The 20,873-nt window shown below is 68.9% G+C and carries 14 protein-coding genes and 1 pseudogene; 10 read left to right on the top strand and 5 right to left on the bottom strand.

Annotation, left to right across the window (positions count from 1 at the left end; all coding sequences use genetic code 11):
- Positions 1–54 precede the first annotated feature (54 nt).
- The 3 genes from LGN19_RS37645 to LGN19_RS37655 form a co-directional block, all read right to left on the bottom strand.
- A complete protein-coding gene (locus tag LGN19_RS37645) occupies positions 55–690 on the bottom strand; it encodes a LysE family translocator (protein WP_175223282.1) in 636 nt (211 codons plus the stop codon).
- 152 nt (positions 691–842) lie between these two features.
- Positions 843–2,720, bottom strand: a complete 1,878-nt coding sequence (ggt, locus tag LGN19_RS37650; protein WP_226220034.1) for a gamma-glutamyltransferase — start codon at positions 2,718–2,720, stop codon at positions 843–845.
- A 72-nt stretch (positions 2,721–2,792) separates the two neighbouring features.
- Entirely contained in the window at positions 2,793–3,755 is a 963-nt protein-coding gene (locus LGN19_RS37655) for a LysR family transcriptional regulator (protein WP_175223284.1), read from the bottom strand.
- A gap of 249 nt (positions 3,756–4,004) precedes the next feature.
- Between LGN19_RS37655 and LGN19_RS37660 the strand changes: the two genes are divergently transcribed.
- The 9 genes from LGN19_RS37660 to LGN19_RS37700 all read left to right on the top strand — a co-directional run bounded on the left by LGN19_RS37660 (position 4,005) and on the right by LGN19_RS37700 (position 17,077).
- Positions 4,005–6,137, top strand: a complete 2,133-nt coding sequence (locus LGN19_RS37660; protein ID WP_226220035.1) for a 3-hydroxyacyl-CoA dehydrogenase NAD-binding domain-containing protein — start codon at positions 4,005–4,007, stop codon at positions 6,135–6,137.
- 29 nt (positions 6,138–6,166) lie between these two features.
- Positions 6,167–7,375, top strand: coding sequence for an acyl-CoA dehydrogenase family protein (locus LGN19_RS37665; RefSeq protein WP_175223286.1), 1,209 nt, complete (start codon positions 6,167–6,169; stop codon positions 7,373–7,375).
- 14 nt (positions 7,376–7,389) lie between these two features.
- Positions 7,390–8,526, top strand: coding sequence for an acyl-CoA dehydrogenase family protein (locus tag LGN19_RS37670; protein ID WP_226220036.1), 1,137 nt, complete (start codon positions 7,390–7,392; stop codon positions 8,524–8,526).
- Positions 8,527–8,556: 30 nt separating this feature from the next.
- A complete protein-coding gene (locus tag LGN19_RS37675; RefSeq protein WP_174962764.1) occupies positions 8,557–9,762 on the top strand; it encodes a CaiB/BaiF CoA transferase family protein in 1,206 nt (401 codons plus the stop codon).
- A gap of 189 nt (positions 9,763–9,951) precedes the next feature.
- A complete protein-coding gene (locus tag LGN19_RS37680) occupies positions 9,952–10,257 on the top strand; it encodes a DUF485 domain-containing protein (RefSeq protein WP_039346261.1) in 306 nt (101 codons plus the stop codon).
- Positions 10,258–10,268: 11 nt separating this feature from the next.
- Complete coding sequence (locus LGN19_RS37685; protein WP_226220037.1) at positions 10,269–11,963, top strand: cation acetate symporter; 1,695 nt, start codon at positions 10,269–10,271, stop codon at positions 11,961–11,963.
- 357 nt (positions 11,964–12,320) lie between these two features.
- Positions 12,321–13,610 (top strand): dicarboxylate/amino acid:cation symporter, encoded by a 1,290-nt coding sequence (locus tag LGN19_RS37690; RefSeq protein WP_011353316.1) that lies wholly within the window; start codon positions 12,321–12,323, stop codon positions 13,608–13,610.
- A 4-nt stretch (positions 13,611–13,614) separates the two neighbouring features.
- A complete protein-coding gene (locus LGN19_RS37695; RefSeq protein ID WP_226220038.1) occupies positions 13,615–15,627 on the top strand; it encodes a sensor histidine kinase in 2,013 nt (670 codons plus the stop codon).
- Positions 15,628–15,721: 94 nt separating this feature from the next.
- Positions 15,722–17,077 carry a sigma-54-dependent transcriptional regulator gene (locus LGN19_RS37700; protein WP_122946346.1) on the top strand — a complete coding sequence of 452 codons (1,356 nt, stop codon included), beginning with the start codon at positions 15,722–15,724 and terminating at the stop codon, positions 17,075–17,077.
- Positions 17,078–17,177: 100 nt separating this feature from the next.
- Here LGN19_RS37700 and LGN19_RS37705 read toward each other — a convergent pair whose 3' ends face one another.
- Positions 17,178–17,714 (bottom strand): TlpA disulfide reductase family protein, encoded by a 537-nt coding sequence (locus LGN19_RS37705; RefSeq protein WP_124819691.1) that lies wholly within the window; start codon positions 17,712–17,714, stop codon positions 17,178–17,180.
- A gap of 160 nt (positions 17,715–17,874) precedes the next feature.
- Here LGN19_RS37705 and LGN19_RS37710 point away from each other — a divergent pair, with 160 nt between their 5' ends.
- Positions 17,875–18,447: a hypothetical protein gene (locus LGN19_RS37710; RefSeq protein ID WP_226220039.1), complete on the top strand. Its 573-nt coding sequence runs from the start codon at positions 17,875–17,877 to the stop codon at positions 18,445–18,447.
- Positions 18,448–18,780: 333 nt separating this feature from the next.
- Here LGN19_RS37710 and LGN19_RS37715 read toward each other — a convergent pair.
- Positions 18,781–20,420: pseudogene (locus LGN19_RS37715) on the bottom strand (YifB family Mg chelatase-like AAA ATPase).
- Positions 20,421–20,873 lie beyond the last annotated feature (453 nt).

Here is a 20,873-nt window from a genome sequence, read left to right on the forward strand (position 1 = left end):
TCATTGCGGTGCGGCGCGCAGCGGGGCCGTCACGGGCGCGACCGGGTCAAGCCGTCATGCCGTCGTGCCGCGACGATAGAGGCTCAGTGCCACCGCCAGTCCGGCCAGCATGCCGGCGCAGCCGCGATTGAGCCATTTCAGCGCGCGTCCGGACATCGCTTTCATCACGTGATAGCCGCTCGCTGCGTAGATCGCCATCAACAGGACGTCGATCGTCGCAGTGAGGATGGCCAGCGTAGCGTACTGGGCTGCGACGTTCGCTTCGGGCTGGATGAACTGAGGCAGGAAGGCCGAGAAAAACAGCAGCCCTTTCGGATTGGACAACGCGACCAGCAGCGAACGCTTGAATGCCGACCGGCCGTTCCGAGCACCGTCGGCTGGCACGACATCGGCCGACGGCAGCGTCGCGGGGGCGTGCCAGAGTGCCCATGCGAGGTACAGCAGATACACGGCGCCCGCCCACTTCAGCATCACGAACAGGTGCTCCGACGCTTGCATGATCGCGCCGAGGCCGCATCCGACCGCACCGATCAGGATCAGGTCCGACAGCGCGGCGCCGGCGATTCCGTAAGCCGCGATGCGCAGGCCGCGCGTGGCGCCGTTGTTCAGTGCCAGCAGCATCGTGGGGCCTGGCGTGACCGTCACGGCGGATACCGTGATGACGTACAGCAGGAGTGTCGTCGAGTTCATGTCGCGGCTTCTGAACGGGTAGCGGAAGCCGTCAGTTTAAACCTGGCCGGATGCGCGGCATGGGTTCACTCCGCGCCCGTTCGCCAGGCGGATCGCGCTGCCGGATCGCACCCGCGAGTCGAGCGGCGCGCGGGGGGCGCCGCTCATCGCCGTCAATCCCCCATCGCGATCCCTTCCCGCCGCGGATCCGCGCCGCCGAACCACACCGTCTGCCCCTGCACGTTCAGCCGCTGGATCCCCTGCAGCCCCGAGTTCATCTCGACGACCTGCACGTCGTGCCCGCGGCCCTTCAGCCCGTCGGCGAGTGCTTCCGACACGCGGCCGCGTTCGAGCTGCGTCGGCCCGTTCATCGACCCGAAGTTCGGCAGCGCGATCGCCTGCTGCATCGTCATCCCCCAGTCGAGCACGCCGACCAGCGTCTTCGCGACGTGATTGATGATCGCGGGGCCGCCGGCCGAGCCGACGATCATCGTCACCTGCTTCGTCTTCTTGTCGAACACGAGTTCCGGCGACATCGCCGAGCGCGGCCGCTTGCCCGGCTGCACGCGGTTCGCGACCGGCCGGCCATTGTCGTTCGACACGAACGAGAAATCGGTGAGCTGGTTGTTCAGCATGAAGCCGCGCACCATCAGCCGCGAGCCGAATGCGTCCTCGATGCTGGTCGTCATCGACAGCGCCTGGCCGTAGCGGTCGACGATCGCGATGTCGGACGTCGACGGCAGCTCGGGGCTGCGGTCGTCGGCCATCGCGAGCGTCGCGCCTTGCGGCGTGCCGGCCTGCGCGACGCCCATGCTGCTGTCGCCGATCAGGTGCGCGCGCTGCGCAAGATAGGTCTTGTCGGTGAGGCTCGCCCAGTTGCCGCCCGGCAGCGGCACGAAATCGGGATCGGCGACATAGCGTGCGCGGTCCGCATACGCGAGGCGCCCGGCTTCGCTGAACAGATGCGCGGCGAACGGTGTCGGCTCGTAGCCGACGTCGTTGCGCACCGGCTTCTGCGCGCCGATCTGCTGCCAGTCGGGCATCGCTTCGAGGATACCGAGCATCTGCGCGATCGCGAGGCCGCCCGACGACGGCGGCGGCATCCCGCACACGACCGAGCGCCGGTAATCGGCGCACAGCGGCGCGCGCACCTTCGCCTTGTAGCGCGCGAGATCCTGCAGCGACAGCAGGCCCGGGTTGGTCGGGTGCTTGCGCACCTTCGTGACGATGTCGCGCGCGATCGCGCCGCTGTAGAACGCGTTCGCGCCGCGGTCGGCGACCTGGCGCAGCACGGTCGCGAGCGCCGGGTTCTTCAGCACCGTGCCGGCCGCCTTCGGCGTGCCGTCCTGGTTGTAGAAGTACGCGCGCGCGGCCGGGTCGTTCTTCAGGTACTTGTCGTTCGCGATCAGCATCGCGAGCCGTGGGCTGATCGTGAAGCCGTGCTCGGCGAGCCGGATCGCCGGCTGGAACAGCCGGCGCCACGGCAGCTTGCCGTGCGCGCGGTGCGCGGCGTCGAGCATGCGCAGCACGCCCGGCGTGCCGACCGAGCGCCCGCCGACGACACCTTCGTAGAAGCTCATCGGCTGGCCGGTCGGCCCGTAGAACAGGCGGTCGGTCGCGGCGGCCGGCGCGGTTTCGCGTCCGTCGTACGCCTGAGTTGCCTTGCCGTCGAAATACAGCATGAACGCGCCGCCGCCGATCCCCGACGATTGCGGCTCGACGAGCGCGAGCACCATCTGCGTGGCGATCGCCGCGTCGATCGCGGTGCCGCCCGCCTTCAGCATGTCGTAGCCGGCCTGCGTCGCGAGCGGGTTCGCGGCCGCGATCATCACGTGCTGCGAGGTCCAGCCCGGCTTGTCGGTCCAGCCGGACGACAGCTCGGGCGCGTGGAGGCCGGGCAGCGGCACGGCGGCGCCCGATGCGGCGGCGACGGGCACCACCGCGCCCGACGGCGGCGTGGACGGGGACGTGCAGCCGGCGTTGAACGCGACGAGCGCGACGGCGGCGAGCAGCGTCCAGGAGCGCGAATGCGGACGAATCCGGTCGAACATTGAACCCTCGGCAGCAGTGAATTCGAAGGAGGCGACGGTGCCGGCGCAGCGTGGCTGCCCGCCCCGGGCGCGCTATTGTCGCCGCGCGGCCGGCGGCTTGTCACCCGACAGGAAACCCTGACCCATCGCGCCGGGCCCGCCCCGGCCGGTCTTTCCGGCCTGTTCGAGGATGAACTCTATGAACGTCGACGTCGCGCGCGTGTGGTGCCGGTTCGGCATGTAGAGCATGTACATGTGCGTGCCGAAGATGCTGAGCCGGTACGCGTCGAGCGACGTGACGACCGTGCCGCGCCGGATGTCGTCGTGCACCACGTAGTCGGGCACGATGCCGACGCCGATCCCGCCGAGGATCGCCTGCCGCAGGAACAGGAAGTTCTCCGAAATCAGCGTGGGCTCGAGCAGCACCTCGTGGCGCTCGTCGCCGAGATATGCGGCGATCCTGAGCTGCCGGCCCATCACCGTCGCGGTGACGACGGGGGAGGCCGACAACGCGCCGAGGCTCGCGGGCATTCCGTGCTCGGCCGCGAATGCGGCCGATGCACACGCGACGTAGCGCACCGCGCCCATGTCGCGTGCGACGAGGTTCTGCGGCGGCTCCGGCATCACGCGCACCGCGATGTCGATCTCGTCGCGCATCAGGTCTTCCACGCGGTTCTCGAACACGACGTCGAGCACGATGCCCGGATGTAGCCGCTTGAACGCGAGCAGCCAGTCGGACATCACCATCTGCCCGTAGCCGCTCGGCACCGACAGCCGCACGCGGCCCTGCAGGTCCTGGCCGAGCGTCGTCACCGATTCCTGCGCGGCCAGCAGTTCGTTGCGGATGCGCCGGCCGTGCTCGTACAGCTTCAGCCCGATTTCGGTCGGCTCGATGCGCCGTGTCGTGCGCCGCACGAGCTGCTGGCCGATCGAGCGCTCGAGCTGGTTCAGCCGGTAGCTGACGTTCGCGCGGCTCATCTTGAGCCGCTGCGCGGCCTTGCTGAGATTGCCGGCGTCGAGGATCTCGACGAGCAGCGTCAGCGCGTTCAGGTCCATGCGTCGCGTCTCCTGTTCCATCCCGCTTAACGGTTGGAAGCATTCAGTGTCAAGTCAGACTTGACAGCTTGTAAAAGCGAGAGGGAATTGTCAATGAATCTCGATCAATCGAGAATCGGGTCATGCCCGGCGTACGGCCGGATCTTGTCCCGCTTCGTGCGGGACCGGGGCAGGTGCCCCGGCGCCGCTCGCGATGCCGCGAGCCATGAACCGGCGTCGACGCACCTGCCGCCGCGTCAAGGAGACACGATGAACTCACCCGCTTCCCCCACCAGCCCGGCCGGCACCGTCACGCGCGAGCGGCGCGACAAGGTGCTCGTCGTCACGATCGACCATCCGCCCGTCAACGCGCTGTCCGCCGACGTGCGGCGCGGCCTCGCCGACGCGCTCGACGCCGCGCAGGCCGACGACGCGATCCGCGCGGTGCTGATCGTCGGCGCCGGCCGCAACTTCATCGCGGGTGCCGACATCCGCGAATTCGGCAAGCCGCCGGTGCCGCCGTCGTTGCCCGACGTGTGCGAGCGGATCGAATCGGGCACGAAGCCGGTCGTGGTCGCGCTGCACGGCGCGACGCTCGGCGGCGGTCTCGAAGTCGCGCTCGCCGCGCATTACCGGCTCGCGGTGCCCGGCACGAAGCTCGGGCTGCCCGAAGTCACGCTCGGCCTGCTGCCCGGCGCGGGCGGCACGCAGCGCGCGCCGCGCCTGACCGGTGCGAAGGCCGCGCTCGACCTGATGCTGACGGGCCGTCACGTGAGCGCGGACGAAGCGCTCGCGCTCGGCCTCGTCGACCGCGTCGCGCACAGCGACGACACGCTCGCCGAAGGCCTCGCGTACGCGCAGGAACTCGTATCGCTCGGCGCGCCGGTGCGCCGCACGCGCGATGCGCAGGGGCTCACCGACCGCGCGGCCGCGCAGGCCGCGATCGATGCGGCGCGCGCGGAGCTGCCGAAGAAGTCGCGCGGCCTGTTCTCGCCCGCGAAGATCGTCGACGCGGTCGAGGCTGCGCTCACGCAGTCGTTCGATGCGGGGATGAAGCTCGAGCGCAGCCTGTTCCTGCAGTGCATCGACAGCCCGCAGCGCGCGGGCCTCGTGCACGCGTTCTTCGCGGAGCGCGAAGCGGCGAAGGCGCCCGAGGCACGGCGCGCGAACGCGCGGCCGGTCGAGCGGATCGGCGTGGTCGGCGGCGGCACGATGGGTGCGGGCATCGCGGTCGCGGCGCTCGACGCCGGGCTGCCGGTGACGATGATCGAACGCGACGAAGCATCGCTCGCGCGTGGCCGTGCGCACGTCGAGAAGGTGTACGACGGCCTCGTCGCGAAAGGGCGGATGACGCCGGCCGCGCACGCGGCGCGGCTCGCGCGCTTCAAGGGCAGCACAACGTACGACGCGCTCGCGCAGGCCGACGTCGTGATCGAGGCCGTGTTCGAGGACATGGCCGTGAAGCAGGCCGTGTTCGCAGAACTCGCGCGCGTGTGCAAGCCGGGCGCGGTGCTCGCGACCAACACGTCGTATCTCGACATCGACGCACTGGCCGCGAGCATCGACCGGCCGGCCGACGTGATCGGCCTGCATTTCTTCTCGCCGGCCAACGTGATGAAGCTGCTCGAGATCGTCGTGCCGGCACGCGTGAGCGCGGACGTCGTCGCGACCGCGTTCGCGCTCGCGAAGCAGCTGAAGAAGACGCCGGTGCGCGCCGGTGTGTGCGACGGCTTCATCGGCAACCGGATTCTCGCGGTCTATCGCACGGCGGCCGACTACCTGATGGAAGACGGCGCGTCGCCGTACCAGATCGATCGCGCGGTGCGCGAATTCGGCTTCCCGATGGGGCCGTTCCAGGTCGTCGACCTCGCGGGCGGCGACATCGGCTGGGCAACCCGCAAGCGCCGCGCGGCGACGCGCGACCCGCGGGCGCGTTACGTCGAGATTTCCGACCGGCTGTGCGAGCGCGGCTGGTTCGGCCAGAAGACGGCGCGCGGCTACTACCTGTATCCGGACGGCGCGCGGGTCGGCACGCCGGACCCGGAAGTCGACGCGATCGTCGCGGAAGAGCGCGCGAAGAAGGGCATCACGCCGCGCACGTTCACCGACGACGAAATCATGCGTCGTTACCTGGCCGCGATGATCAACGAAGGCGCGAACGTCGTGCACGAGAAGATCGCGCTGCGCCCGCTCGATGTCGATGCGGTGTTCCTGTACGGCTACGGCTTCCCGCGTTATCGCGGCGGCCCGATGCATTACGCGGACACGGTCGGTCTCGCGAACGTGCTCGCCGATATCCGCGCGTTCGCGAAGGAAGATCCGCTGTTCTGGAAGCCGTCGCCGCTGCTCGTCGATCTCGTCGCGCGCGGCGCGGATTTCGCGAGCCTGAACCGCATCGACTGAACGCCCACCGCATTCGCCACGGACCGAAGATGGACCTCAATTTCACTCCCGAAGAGGAAGCCTTCCGCACGGAAGTGCAGCGCTTCCTGCAAGCCGAACTTCCCGAGCGCATCGCGCGCAAGGTGAAGGGCGGCCTGCATCTCACGCGCGACGACATGCGCGAATGGCACGCGATCCTGAACGCGCGCGGCTGGCTCGCGAGCCACTGGCCGCGCGAATACGGCGGCCCCGGCTGGAGCGTTGCGCAGAAGTTCCTGTTCGACAACGAATGCGCGCTCGCGGGTGCGCCGCGCATCGTGCCGTTCGGCGTGAACATGCTCGGGCCCGTGCTGATCAAGTACGGCAACGAGGCACAGCAGCGCCACTGGCTGCCGCGCATCCTCGACGGCACCGACTGGTGGTGCCAGGGCTACTCGGAGCCGGGCGCCGGATCCGATCTCGCGGCGGTGAAGACGAGCGCGGTGCGCGGCATCGACGCGCAGGGCGAGCACTACCTCGTGAACGGCCAGAAGACGTGGACCACGCTCGGCCACTACGCGAACATGATCTTCTGCCTCGTGCGCACCGCGACCGACGTGCGCAAGCAGGAAGGCATCAGCTTCCTGCTGATCGACATGAACACGCCGGGCGTCGAGGTTCGTCCGATCATCACGCTCGACGGCGAGCACGAAGTGAACGAGGTGTTCTTCACCGACGTGCGCGTGCCGGCGGCAAACCTCGTCGGCGAAGAGAACCGCGGCTGGACCTACGCAAAGTACCTGCTCACGTACGAGCGCACCAACATCGCCGGGATCGGCTTCTCGACGGCCGCGCTCGACCGGCTGCGCGCGGTTGCAGCGAAGGTCACGAAGAACGGCCGGCCGCTCGCGGACGATCCGTTCTTCGCGGCGCGCGTCGCGCGGGTCGAGATCGAACTCGAGAACATGCGCACGACCAACCTGCGCGTGCTGGCCGCGGTCGCGGGCGGTGGCGCGCCGGGCGCAGAAAGCTCGATGCTGAAGATCCGCGGCACGCAGATCCGGCAGGAGATCACCGCGCTGATGCGCCGCGCGATGGGGCCGTATGCGCAGCCGTTCGTCGAGGAAGCGCTCGATGCCGATTACGACGGCGAGCCGGTCGGCCCGGACGAAGCCGCGAGCGCCGCGCAGCAGTATTTCAACAACCGCAAGCTGTCGATCTTCGGCGGCTCGAACGAGATCCAGAAGAACATCATCGCGAAGATGATGCTCGGGCTGTAACGAGGGACGCGACGATGGATTTCCAGCACACAGAAGACCGCCGGATGCTGGCGGATACGTTGAACCGCTTCATCGCCGAACAGTACGCGTTCCCGGTGCGCGATCGCATCGCGCAGTCGGCCGACGGTTTCGATCGCGCGATGTGGCAGCGCTTTGCCGAACTCGGTACGGTCGGCGCGCTGTTTCCCGAAGCCGATGGCGGGTTCGGCGGCGCGGGCTTCGACATCGCCGTGGTGTTCGAATGCCTCGGGCGCGGGCTCGTCGTCGAGCCGTTCCTCGGTGCGCTGCTCGCGGGCCGTGCGCTGTCGCTCGCTGGCGGCGCCGCGCATCGCGACCGGCTGGCCGCGCTGATCGACGGCAGCGCGAGCGCCGCGTTCGCGCATGACGAGCCGGGCTCGCACTACGAACTGACGACCGTGCGCACGCGCGCCGAGCGCTCGGGCGATGGCTGGGTGCTGACGGGTGCGAAGGGTGTCGTCGACCAGGCCGCGCAGGCGGCGTTCTTCGTCGTCAGCGCGCGCGTGTCGGGTCACGACGACGATGCGGCCGGCATCGGCCTGTTCGTCGTGCCGGCCGACGCGCCGGGCGTATCGCTGCGCGACTACAGGAAGATCGACGGCGGCCGCGCGGCCGAAGTGCGCTTCGAACGCGTCGCGCTGCCGGCCGATGCGGCGCTCGGCGCGCATGACGGTGAAGCGGGCGCCGAGCTGCTCGAACGCGTGCTCGGCTACGGGCTGCTCGCGCTGTCGGCGGAAGCGCTCGGCGCGATGGACGTCGCGAAGGAGTACACGCTCGACTACCTGCGCACGCGCAAGCAGTTCGGTTTGCCGATCGGCAGCTTCCAGGCGCTGCAGCACCGGATGGCCGACCTGCTGCTCGAAGTCGAGCAGGCGCGCTCGGCGGTGATCAACGCAGCCGCGCAGCTCGATGCACCGCGCGCGGTGCGCGAACGCGCGCTCGCGGCAGCGAAGTACACGATCGGCCGGATCGGCACGCTCGTCGCCGAGGAGAGCATCCAGTTGCACGGCGGGATCGGGATGACGTGGGAGCTGCCGCTGTCGCACTACGCGAAGCGCCTCGTGATGATCGATCACCAGCTCGGCGACGAGGATCACCATCTCGCGCGCTATATCGCGCTGTCGAAACAGTAAAAACGCACGACGCGAATGGAGGAGACAAGGATGACGAACGAATCGCGCGCATTGCCGCTGGCCGGCGTGAAGGTGCTCGATTTCTCGCGTGTGCTCGCGGGCCCGTGGTGCGCGATGGTGCTCGCCGATTTCGGCGCGGAAGTGATCAAGGTCGAACATCCGGCGCGCGGCGACGACACGCGCGACTGGGGCCTGAGGATCGGTGACACCGAGACGACCTACTTCAACAGCGTGAACCGCAGCAAGCGCTCGATCTGTCTCGACCTGCAGACCGACGAAGGGCAGCGGCTCGCGCGCGAGCTGGCCGCGCAGGCCGACGTCGTGCTGCACAACTTCAAGTTCGGGGGCGCGGAAAAGCTGGGGCTCGGCTACGACGCGCTGGCCGAGCTGAATCCGCGCCTCGTGCACTGCGCGATCTCCGGCTACGACCGTTCGGGCGCCGAGGCCGCGCGGCCCGGCTACGACCTCGTCGTGCAGGGCGAGGCCGGGCTGATGGCGCTGAATGGTGAAGCCGGCCAGCCGCCGCTGAAGTTCGGCGTCGCGGCGGTCGACCTGTTCACCGGCATGTATTCGGCGCAGGCGATCCTCGCCGCGCTGTATGAACGTCATGCGACGGGGCGCGGGCGGCGCATCGAGATGGCGCTGTTCGATTGCGGGCTGATGATCACCGCGTACTACGGGCTCGACGCGCTGCTGATGGGCGAGGACCCGCCGCGCTACGGCAACGCGCATCCGTCGATCGTGCCGTATGGCGTGTTCGATGCGGCCGACGGCCCGCTCGTGATCACGGTCGGCAACAACACGCAGTTCGCGCGTTTCTGCGATGCGATCGAGCGGCCCGATCTCGCGGCCGACGCGAGATACAAGACCAACCTCGGCCGTTCGGAGAACCGTGCGGATCTGCTGCCGGAGATTCGTCGCGAACTCGCGAGCCGGTCGCGCGCGACGTTGCTCACGGCGCTCGCCGATGCAGGCATTCCGTGCGGCGAAGTGCTCGGGCTGCACGAAGCGCTGAAGTCGGAACGCGCGACGCGCGCGGGGCTCGTCACGCGGCAGCCGCACCCGGTCGCGGGCGGCGTCGACGTGCTTGCGCCGCCGTATCGGTTCGACGGCGCGCGGCTGCCGGTGCGCGGTGCGCCGCCGGTGCTCGGCGCGGATACGGACGCGGTGCTCGGCGGCTGGCTCGGGATGTCTGCCGATGAGGTCGCGCGGCTGCGTGCGGAACGAATCGTGTAACGCGAGTTTTGCCGCCGCGGCGCGGGCGGAGCAGTCGACGCGCCGGCCATCCATAAGACACACCTCGCGACGACGAGGAGTTCGCCCTGCGGGGACTGGAGCAAGCGCTGAAGCGCTAGCTCCATTCGACCGCGAAGCATGGGACCAGAGTAAGCGCTAAAGCGCTAACTCTGGTCGACAGGAGACAACATGGAGCTTTCCGTCATCGAATCGGTCACGGCGCGCCGTGACTACCAGCAGCTCGTGCGTGCGCGGCGCCGCTTCAGCTTCACGCTGACGGCGCTGATGATCGCCACCTACTACGGCTTCATCCTGCTCGTCGCGCTCGCGCCGCATGTGCTCGCCGCGCCGCTGTACCGCGGTGCGACGATGACGGTCGGCATCGCCGCGGGCGTTGCGATCATTCTGGTCGCGATCAGCCTGACCGCGTGCTACGTGCTGCGCGCGAACCGTGCGTTCGACCGCCGCGTCGACGCGATCCTGCAGCGTTCGTGACGGAGGCCGACATGCGACTGACCTCGATCGTCCCCGGCGCGCTTGCCATTCCCTTTGTTCTCTTTTCCTCCACCGCACACGCGGTATCGGTCGCGGGCCCGATGCCCGACAAGGTCGAACTGAACCCGGTCGCGATCGGGATGTTCTTCGCGTTCGTGTTCGCGACGCTCGCGCTCACGCGCTGGGCCGCGCGCCGCACGCGCTCGACGCGCGACTTCTACACGGCCGGCGGCGGCATCACCGGGCTGCAGAACGGGCTCGCGATCGCCGGCGACTACATGTCGGCCGCGTCGTTCCTCGGGCTGTCCGGCATGGTGTTCATGTTCGGCTTCGACGGGCTGATCTACTCGATCGGCTTTCTGGTCGGCTGGCCGTTCGTGATGTTCCTGATCGCCGAACCGCTGCGCAACCTCGGCAAGTTCACGTTCGTCGACGTCGTCGCGTACCGCTTCGCGCAGCGGCCGATCCGGCTGCTGACGTCCGCGAATTCGCTGACCATCGTCGTGCTGTACCTCGTCGTGCAGATGGTCGGCGCGGGCAAGCTGATCCAGCTGTTGTTCGGGCTGTCGTACGGCACGGCCGAGCTGATCGTCGGCGTCCTGATGGTCGTGTACGTGTTCTTCGGCGGGATGACCGCGACCACCTGGGTGCAGGTGATCAAGGCCGTGCTGCTGTTGTGCGGCGCGACAGTGCTGGTCGTGCTCGCGCTCGGCGAGTTCGGCTTCAGCGTCGACGAGATGTTCCGCCGCGCGGTGGCCGTGCATCCGGGCGCGTTGTCGATCATGGGCCCCGGCAAGCTGATCCGCGATCCGGCCAACGCGCTGTCGCTCGGCATCGCGCTGATGTTCGGCACGGCCGGCTTTCCGCACATCCTGATGCGCTTCTTCACGGTGCCGAACGCGAAGGAGGCACGCAAGTCGGTGCTCTATGCGACCGGCTTCATCGGCTATTTTTATTTGCTGACCTTCGTGATCGGCTTCTCGGCGATCGTGCTGCTCGCGCAGCATCCGGAGTTCTTCAAGCTCGGCGCGAACGGCACGTTCAATCTCACACACGACCTGCTCGGCGGCTCGAACATGGTCGCGGTGAAGCTTGCGCAGGCGGTCGGCGGGAACTGGTTCTACGGCTTCATCGCGGCCGTCACGTTCGCGACGATCCTCGCGGTGGTCGCGGGCCTGACGCTGGCCGGCGCGACGACGATCTCGCACGACCTGTATGCGCAGATGTGGGCGCGCGGCAAACCCGACGAGCGCGTCGAGATGCGCATCTCGCGCGCGGCGACGATCGTGCTGTCGGCGGTCGCGATCGGGCTGTCGATCCTGTTCGAGCACGTGAACGTCGCGTTCATGGTCGGGCTCGTTGCGGCGGTGGCCGCGAGCGCGAATTTCCCGGTGCTCGCGATGTCGATCTTCTGGCGCGGGATGACGACGCGCGGCGCGGTGCTCGGCGGCGGCCTCGGCCTCGTGTCGGCGGTGGCGCTCACGGTGCTGTCGAAGTCGGTGTGGGTCGACGTGCTGCACCACGCGCACGCACCGGTGTTCCTCGACAACCCGGCGCTCGTGTCGGTGCCGCTCGCGTTCATCGGGATCGTCGTCGGCTCGCTCGCGGATCGCGGCGAGCGTGCGCGGCGCGAGCGTGCCGCGTTCGCACAGCAGGAGTTCTACGCGCAGACGGGCGTGCTCGCCGGCCGCGCCGTACAGCACTGATTTATCTGATGAATGAGGATATCCGTCCGGATCGCCGGACGGATATTTTCCGGAAATCCGGAATCCCGGATTTCCTTGCCTGCCGCATTATGAGAAATACAATAAAAACAACGGTTTGACGGGTTCCGGGAACCTGGCATCGACCTTGCAATGTAAAGCGCACGGCCATCCCCCCGGCCGAACTACTACAGCAAGCAAGGAGACAATCGATGACCACTGCCTTCCTTCCCCTCCGGACGTCCTGAGGCATCGCTTGTTGCGGCACGGCAGCCGCGCGGGCGAATGGTTCTTCCCCTGACATTCGTCCGCGCGCGTGACGCCGTTTCCATCGGCTCATCTACTTCAGCAGGAACCATCGTGAAGAAGAAACCCTTCTACAAAGTGCTCTATGTGCAGGTGATCTTCGCCATCATCGTCGGCGTGATCCTCGGCCACTACTACCCGGCGCTCGCCACCGACATGAAGCCGCTCGGCGACGGGTTCATCAAGCTGATCAAGATGGTGATCGGCCCGATCATCTTCTGTACGGTCGTCACCGGCATCGCCGGCATGGAGGACATGAAGAAGGTGGGCCGCGTCGGCGGCAAGGCGCTGCTGTACTTCGAGATCGTGTCGACCTTCGCGCTGCTGCTCGGCCTCGCGGCGACGCACATCCTGCGTCCGGGCGTCGGCTTCAACATCGATCCGGCGACGCTCGACGGCAAGGCCGTCGCGTCGTACGCGGCGAAGGCACACGGGCAGTCGACGGTCGACTTCCTGATGCACATCATCCCGAACACGATGGTCGATGCGTTCGCGCAGGGCGAGATCCTGCAGATCCTGCTGATCGCGCTGCTGTTCGGCAGCGTGCTCGCGCACCTCGGCGAGCGCGGCAAGGTCGTGACGGACTTCATCGACGGGCTCACGCGCGTGCTGTTCGGCATCGTGCACATCGTCACGAAGCTGGCACCGATCGGCGCGTTCGGCGCGATGGCGTTCACGATCGGCAAGTACGGCGTCGGCTCGCTGGTGCCGCTGCTCAAGCTGATCGGCACGTTCTACCTGACGTCGGTCGTGTTCGTGCTCGTCGTGCTCGGCACGATCGCGCGCTTCACCGGCTTCTCGATCATCCGCTTCGTGTCGTACATCAAGGAAGAGCTGCTGATCGTGCTCGGCACGAGCTCGTCGGAAGCCGCGCTGCCGCAGCTGATGGAAAAGCTCGAGAAGGCCGGCTGCTCGCGTTCGGTCGTCGGCCTCGTCGTGCCGACCGGCTATTCGTTCAACCTCGACGGCACCAACATCTACATGACGATGGCCGTGCTGTTCATCGCGCAGGCGACCAACATCGAACTGACGTGGATGCAGCAGCTCACGCTGCTGGCCGTCGCGATGCTGACGTCGAAGGGCGCGAGCGGCGTCACGGGCGCAGGCTTCATCACGCTCGCCGCGACGCTGGCCGTCGTGCCGACGATCCCGCTGTCGGGCATGGTGCTGATCCTCGGTATCGACCGCTTCATGAGCGAATGCCGCGCGCTGACCAACATCGTCGGCAACGGCGTCGCGACGGTCGTCGTGTCGGCCTGGGAGAAGGAGCTCGACCGCAACAAGCTGCGCCAGGCGTTGACGGGCGGCGGCGAGGTCACGACGACCGAGACGGCCGGCGTCTGACGTCATGAAGGAGCAGGCGGCGGCACCGCCCGCCGGCCGCACGGCCCGCGGCGGCCGAGGCGGGGAGGCGGAGGCCTATGACACAATAGGCGATCCGCATCGCCAGGAAGCCTCGACCGTGACGCGCCGTCTGCTCATTCTCGTCGTGCTTGCCGCCGCGCTCGCCGCGGCATGCACGCTGACGTGGACGATCACCTGGCGGCGCGGCGTCGCCGAGCTGCAGCGCAACGCCGCGGTGCGCGTCGACCGCACCACCAACGCGCTCAAGAGCACGCTCGACCGCTACGAAACGCTGCCCTATCTGCTCGGCAGCCATCCGTACGTGCAGGACCTGCTCGCCGAGCCGAAGCGCGCCGACTACACCGCGCGCGTCAACCGCTATCTCGAAGACCTGAACGAACACGCGCACGCGACCGTCACCTACGTGATCGGCGCGGACGGCTTGTGCGTCGCCGCCAGCAACTGGCGCGCACCCGAAAGCTTCGTCGGGATCGAATACCGCTTCCGCCCGTATTTCCTCGACGCGATGAACGGCCAGGTCGGCCGCTTCTTCGGGATCGGCACGATCTCGCGCGATCCCGGCTACTACATCTCGCAGCCCGTGTGGCGCGACGGCAGGATCGCGGGCGTCGTGGTCGTGAAGCTCAATCTCGAATGGTTCCAGGGCGCCGATGCGTCCGAGCCGCTCGTCGTCGCGGACGATCACGGCGTCGTGTTCCTGTCGTCGGTGCCCGCGTGGAAGTACCACACGCTGCGGCCGCTCACGGGCCCCGTCGCCGCGTCGATCTACGAGACGCGCCAGTACGCGCAGCAGCCCGTCACGCCGCTGCCGCTGCGCATCGAGCAGGTGCTCGGCCCCGATGCGGAGATCGTGCGCCTTGGGGCCGGCCTGCGTGCGCCGCGCTTCCTCGCGAGCAAGCGGCGGATCGGCGAGCCCGACTGGCTGCTCGTCACGCTGGCGCCGGTCGCGCCCGTCGACGCCGATGCGCGCAACGCGACGATCGTCACGGGCTTCGGCTTCGTGTCGGTCGCGCTGCTCGCGTTCTACTGGCGGATGCGCCGCGCGCGCGTGCGCGAAATGATCCGCGGCCGCGCGCTGCTGCAGCAGGCGTATGCGGAGCTGAACCGGCGCGTCGAGGAGCGCACGGCCGATCTGTCGGAAGCGAACGAGCAATTGCAGAAGGAAGTCGGCGACCGGATCCGCGCGGAGCAGGAGCTGCGCGCCGCGCACGACGAACTGATCCAGGCGAGCAAGCTCGCCGCGCTCGGCCAGATGGCGGCCGGCATCACGCACGAACTGAACCAGCCGCTCGCGGCGCTGCGCAGCTTCTCGGACAACACGCGCGTGCTGCTCGATCGCGGCGAGCAGGGCGCCGCGCGCGAGAACCTCGAGGCGATCGCCGCGCTCACCGAGCGGATGGGCAAGATCACGAACCAGCTGAAGCTGTTCGTCGGCCGCGCGAAGCCGCGCAACGAGCGGGCGCTCGTCGTGCGCGCGCTGCGCAGCGTGCTGTCGCTGCTCGACGAGCGGCTGCGCGGCGTCACGCTCACGTTGACGCTGCAGGACGCGACCGTGTCGCCCGCGCACGATGCGCCGCTCGACCTGGCGCGCGACTATCCCGAGCTCGTCGCCCGTTGCGAGGATCTGCGTCTCGAACAGGTGCTGATCAACCTGCTCGGCAACGCGCTCGATGCAGTTGCCGGCGTGGCGGCGCCCGCGATCGAGGTGACGATCGCGGTGTCGTCGGCCACGCTCGCGGTCGAGGTGCGCGACAACGGCTGCGGCATTGCGCCGGACCTGCTGCCGCGCCTGTTCGAGCCGTTCTTCACGACCAAGGAAATGGGGCGCGGGCTCGGGCTCGGCCTGGCGATCTCGTCGTCGATCGCGAGCGACGCAGGCGGGGCGCTGACCGCGCGCAACGCGCCGTCGGGCGGCGCGCTGTTCGTCTTGACGCTGCGGCGCGCGCGCACGCATCATCCGGACTCCGTGTCCGAGCCGGCGGGCTCGCCGCGCTAGGCGCGCCACGCCGCCCGCCCGATCGGCGCACGATCGGTATCAACGACGCCGCGCGCGCTGCCGCCGCGCGGCCCGTCAGGAGCAAGTGAGTACGATGGCCAACCGGCTGCAAGTGATCTATATCGAAGACGATGCGCTCGTTCGCCGGGCAAGCGTGCAGAGCCTTCAGCTGGCGGGGTTCGACGTCGCCGGCTTCGAGTCGGCCGAAGCGGCCGAGAAGGCGATCGTCGCGGATACCGCCGGCGCGATCGTCAGCGACATCCGGCTGCCCGGCGCGAGCGGGCTCGACGTGCTCGCGCAGTGCCGCGAGCGCGTGCCCGACGTGCCCGTGATCCTCGTCACGGGGCACGGCGACATTTCGATGGCCGTGCAGGCGATGCGCGACGGCGCCTACGACTTCATCGAAAAACCGTTCGCGGCCGAGCGCCTGATCGAGACGGTGCGCCGCGCGCTCGAGCGCCGCGAGCTGGTGCTCGAGAACCACGCGCTGCGGCGCGAGCTGGCCGGGCAGAACGTCGTCGCGCCGCGCATCATCGGCCGCAGCCCCGCGATCGAGCAGGTGCGCAAGCTGATCGCGAACGTCGCGCCGACCGACGCGTCGGTGCTGATCAACGGCGACACGGGCGCCGGCAAGGAGCTGATCGCGCGCAGCCTGCACGAGCTGTCGCCGCGCCGCGACAAGCCGTTCATCGCGGTGAATTGCGGCGCGCTGCCCGAGCCGATGTTCGAGTCGGAGATGTTCGGCTACGAGCCCGGTGCGTTCACCGGTGCCGCGAAGCGCCGCGTCGGCAAGCTCGAATACGCGTCGGGCGGCACGCTGTTCCTCGATGAAATCGAAAGCATGCCGCTCGCGCTGCAGGTGAAGCTGCTGCGCGTGCTGCAGGACGGCGTGCTGGAGCGGCTCGGCTCGAACCAGCCGATCCGCGTGAATTGCCGCGTGGTGGCGGCCGCGAAGGGCGACATGAGCGAACTCGTCGCGGCCGGCACGTTCCGGCGCGACCTGCTGTACCGCCTCAACGTCGTGACGATCGCGCTGCCGCCGCTCGCCGAGCGCCGCGAGGACATCGTGCCGCTGTTCGAGCACTTCATGCTCGATGCGGCCGTGCGTTACGCGCGGCCCGCGCCGGTGCTGACCGACCGGCAGCGCGCGAGCCTGATGCAGCGTGACTGGCCCGGCAACGTGCGCGAGCTGCACAACGCGGCCGACCGCTTCGTGCTCGGCGTGGCCGACATGCCGCAGGAGACGGGCGCGAGCGGCGACGAGGCCGACAACGAGCAGACGCTGAAGGAGCGCATCGAGCAATTCGAGCGCGCGGTGATCGCCGAGGCGCTGAACCAGACGGGTGGCGCGGTTGCCGCGACAGCCGACCGGCTGCATGTCGGCAAGGCGACGCTTTACGAGAAGATGAAGCGCTACGGGTTGTCGGCGAAAGGCGAAAACGAGCGCTGAAAAGCAAACGGACCGCGGAACCGGGTTGCCCGGTCGTGCGGTCCGTCGTGCGGGGAAGGGCGCTGCGCGCAGCCCTTCGAGCCGGATCTTGCGGCGGCGCTCAGGCCGCGTTGCTGTCGAGCGCCTTCTTGAGCAGCGCGTCGAGTTCCGCGAACTGCGGTGCGCCGACGTAGCGCTTCAGGATCTTGCCGTCCTTGTCGACGACGAAGGTCGTCGGCGTGAGCTGCACGTTGCCGAACTGCTTCGCGACGCTGCCGTCGTCGAGCGCGACCTTGAACGGCAACTGGCGCGTCTGCGCGTAGTTCGCGACGTACATCGGCGGATCGTAGTTCATCGCGACCGCGACGAATTCCAGCCCCTGACCCTTGAAGCGATTATAGGTATCGACCATCTGCGGCATTTCCTGCATGCAGGTCGCGCAGCTCGTCGCCCAGAAGTTCACGAGATAGACCTTGCCTTTCAGGTCGCCTGCAGTCGAGACCTTCTGGCCCGACAGCAGCGTGAACGTGGCGTCCGGCACGCTGGACTTGCCGTTGAATGCGAAGAAGCCGGCGACGGCGATCGCCGCGACGACGGCGGCGGCGACGATGTAGCGGACGGGGCCGGCGCTGCGCCGGGCGGGAGGCGTGGTGTTCATCTGGTGCTCTCGGAGTCGGTCGATGACGCGGATCAATGCAAAGGACATCGAAATTCGGCGCTCATTTTAGCGCGAATGCGGCAAGTGCACCGACGGCGGCCACGCATCCCGGAATTCACGTTCGGCGGATAATGCCCGTTTTGCCTGCCCGATCCACGCCATGCCGAAGGAAGTCACCGTTTCGTTGTGCCCCCATTTTCGTCCGCTGCGACACTTCGCCGCGCTCGCGTGCATGAGCGTCGCGCTGGCCGCGTGCTCGCCGTCGTACGACTGGCGCACGCTGCACAACGATGCCGGCTACACGATCGACCTGCCGGCGAAGCCGACCGTCGAGAATCAGCCGGTGGCGATCGGCGGCGTATCGATGCCGATGCGGATGCAGGCCGCGCACGTTGACGGTGCGGTGTTCGCGGTCGGCACGCTGACGCTGCCGGACGACCGCGACGACACGCGCCGTGCGGCGCTCGAGTTCCTGCGCGCCGGGCTGTCCCGCAACCTCGAAGGCGCGCCGCAGACGGCTGCGGTGCCGGTGCCGCTCGCGGCCGGCGGCGCGGTGAACGGGCTCGAGCTGCGCATCGCCGGCGCGGCCGCCGGCGGCGATCGCGCGCCCAAGACGATCGTTGCGCGGCTCGTTGCGCGCGGCCGGCACGCGTACCAGGCCGTCGTGATTGCCGACGGGCCGCTCACGCAGGAGCAGCTCGACCAGTTTTTCGGGTCGTTCAAGCTCGACTGACGGCGGCCGGAGAGGGCGCTCAGACATTCTGTGACAACTGAAAGTTCATTCGCAGCTTTCGGCGCTAGTCGTCGGATTTTGCGGGTTTTTTTCGGCTATCCACAGCGCATGTGGATAACTTTGTTGAAAAGTTGCCCGGATTTCCCGCTGAGCCACGCCAGACGGCCTTTCGGCCCGTTTGGTGGATCACTCGCATTTTGAGAAAAATCAATTAAAACAACGAGATACGGATTCCGTGCTGCAAAGATCCCGCCGAGCCGGGATCCGGGGCCGGATTCGCTAAATTGTGCATAAGTCAAGTCTTGACAGCCGGATTTTGTCCTCCGAGGGCGTTCAGAGCGCCGTCAGCGCGCGCCGGTAGCGGATCGCTTCGGCGATCTGCGCGGCCGTCGGCAGCGGGTCGCCGGCCAGGTCGGCGATCGTCCGCGCGACTTTCAGCACGCGGTAATACGCGCGCGCCGACCAGCCGAAGCGCTCGCCGGCCTCGCGCAGCAGCCGTTCGCCTTCGTCGGTCGGGCGGCACAGGTCGTCCGTCTCGCGGCCACTCAGCATGTGATTCGTCTTGCCCTGCCGATGGAGTTGCAGCGCACGCGCTTGCGCGACCCGCGCCGCCACCGCCGCGCTCGGCTCGCCGGGCGCCGACGTGCGCGCCGTCAGCTCGGCAGGCGACAGCGCGGGCAGGTCGATCTGGATGTCGATGCGGTCGACGAGCGGCCCCGACAGCTTGCGCAGATAGCGCGCGGCGACGTCCGGCGAGCAGCGGCAGCGTCCGGACGGATCGCCGTGCCAGCCGCACGGGCACGGGTTCATCGCGGCGATCAGCTGGCACGCGGCGGGGAAGTCGGCTTGCTGCGCCGCGCGCGAGATCGTGATGCGGCCGGCCTCCAGCGGCTCGCGCAGCATTTCGAGCACGTGCCGGTCGAATTCCGGGAGTTCGTCGAGGAACAGCACGCCGAGGTGCGCGAGCGTGATCTCGCCCGGTTGCGGCGGGTTGCGGCCGCCGACCAGCGCGGCGGCGCTCGACGAGTGGTGCGGTGCGCGGAACGGCCGCCGGCGCCACTGCGCAGGCGAGAAGCCGAGGCGGCTCGCCGAGAGGAGCGCGGCCGAGGTCAGCGCCTCGTCGTCGGTCAGCGGCGGCAGGAGGCCCGGCAGCCGGGCGGCCAGCATCGACTTGCCGGCCCCCGGCGGCCCGACCATCAGCATGTGATGGCCGCCCGCGGCCGCGACTTCCAGTGCGCGGCGGGCGCCGCGCTGGCCGACCACATCGGCGAGATCGGGGGCGGCCGGTGCGGGCAGCCCGTCGAGGCACGGCGCCGCAACTGGCGCGAGCCGCCCGTCCTGCGCACCGGCGAGGTGTGCGCACAGCGCGGGCAGGTCCGGCGCGCCGAACACGGTGACGCCCGGCACGAGCGCGGCCTCGGCGGCGCTGGCGAGCGGCAGGTACAGCTCGGGGGCGCTCGACGTGGCGGTGTCGCTCGAACCCGGACCCGCCCCCCCGCCCCCCCGCCACCGTTGCCCGAATCGGAAAGTGCGTCGGAGCGCAAACCGGAAGCCGCGCCGCATTCCGCGGCCTGCCAGTCCCGCGCCACCCCGCACGCCATCGCGAACGCGCCGCGCATCGGCCGCAGCGCGCCCGTCAGCGATAGCTCACCCGCGAATTCGCGGCCAGCCAGCGCGTCGGCCGGGATCTGGCCGTTCGCGGCGAGGATGCCGAGCGCGATCGGCAGGTCGAACCGCCCCGACTCCTTCGGCAGGTCGGCTGGCGCGAGGTTGACGGTGATGCGCCGCACGGGGAATTCGAAGCCGCAGTTCTGCAGCGCGGCACGGACGCGCTCGCGGCTTTCGCGGACTTCCAGATCGGGCAGGCCGACGATCGAGAACGACGGCAGCCCGTTGGCGAGATGGACTTCGACGGTGACGTCCGGCGCGCGGCCGGAGGCGGGCGCGCGACTGCGCACCACGGCGAGCGACATGGCGAGGCTCCTGTAAACAAGACGGACGGGCGGCGGCCGTTCGGGACCGCATGCCGCGGGAATCGGAGAATCGGTGCGCGCTTGCCGGCGTGGCGCGGGGAAAGAACGAGGGACAGCGAAGAGCGGGGGTGCTGCGAAGAGCGAGGGACGGCGAAGAACGAGGGGCAGCGAAGAGCGACGGACAGCGAAGAGCGGGGGTGCTGCGAAGAGCGAGGGACGGCGAAGAGCGAGGGACGGCGAAGAACGAGGGGCAGCGAAGAGCGACGGACAGCGAAGAACGAGGGACAGCGAAGAACGAGGTGCTGCGAAGAGCGACGGACAGCGAAGAGCAGGGGGACTGCGGAGAACGACGGACGACGAAGAGCGGGGACGACTTCAGTGCTTCAGTGTGGCGGGCGCGGGGCGCACGAGGCGGCCCCCGCCCCGAACATGCCGCCCGGGTGGGCGGCATGC

Origin of the sequence: Burkholderia sp. AU30198, from assembly GCF_020419825.1 — a bacterium.
GTDB lineage: Bacteria > Pseudomonadota > Gammaproteobacteria > Burkholderiales > Burkholderiaceae > Burkholderia.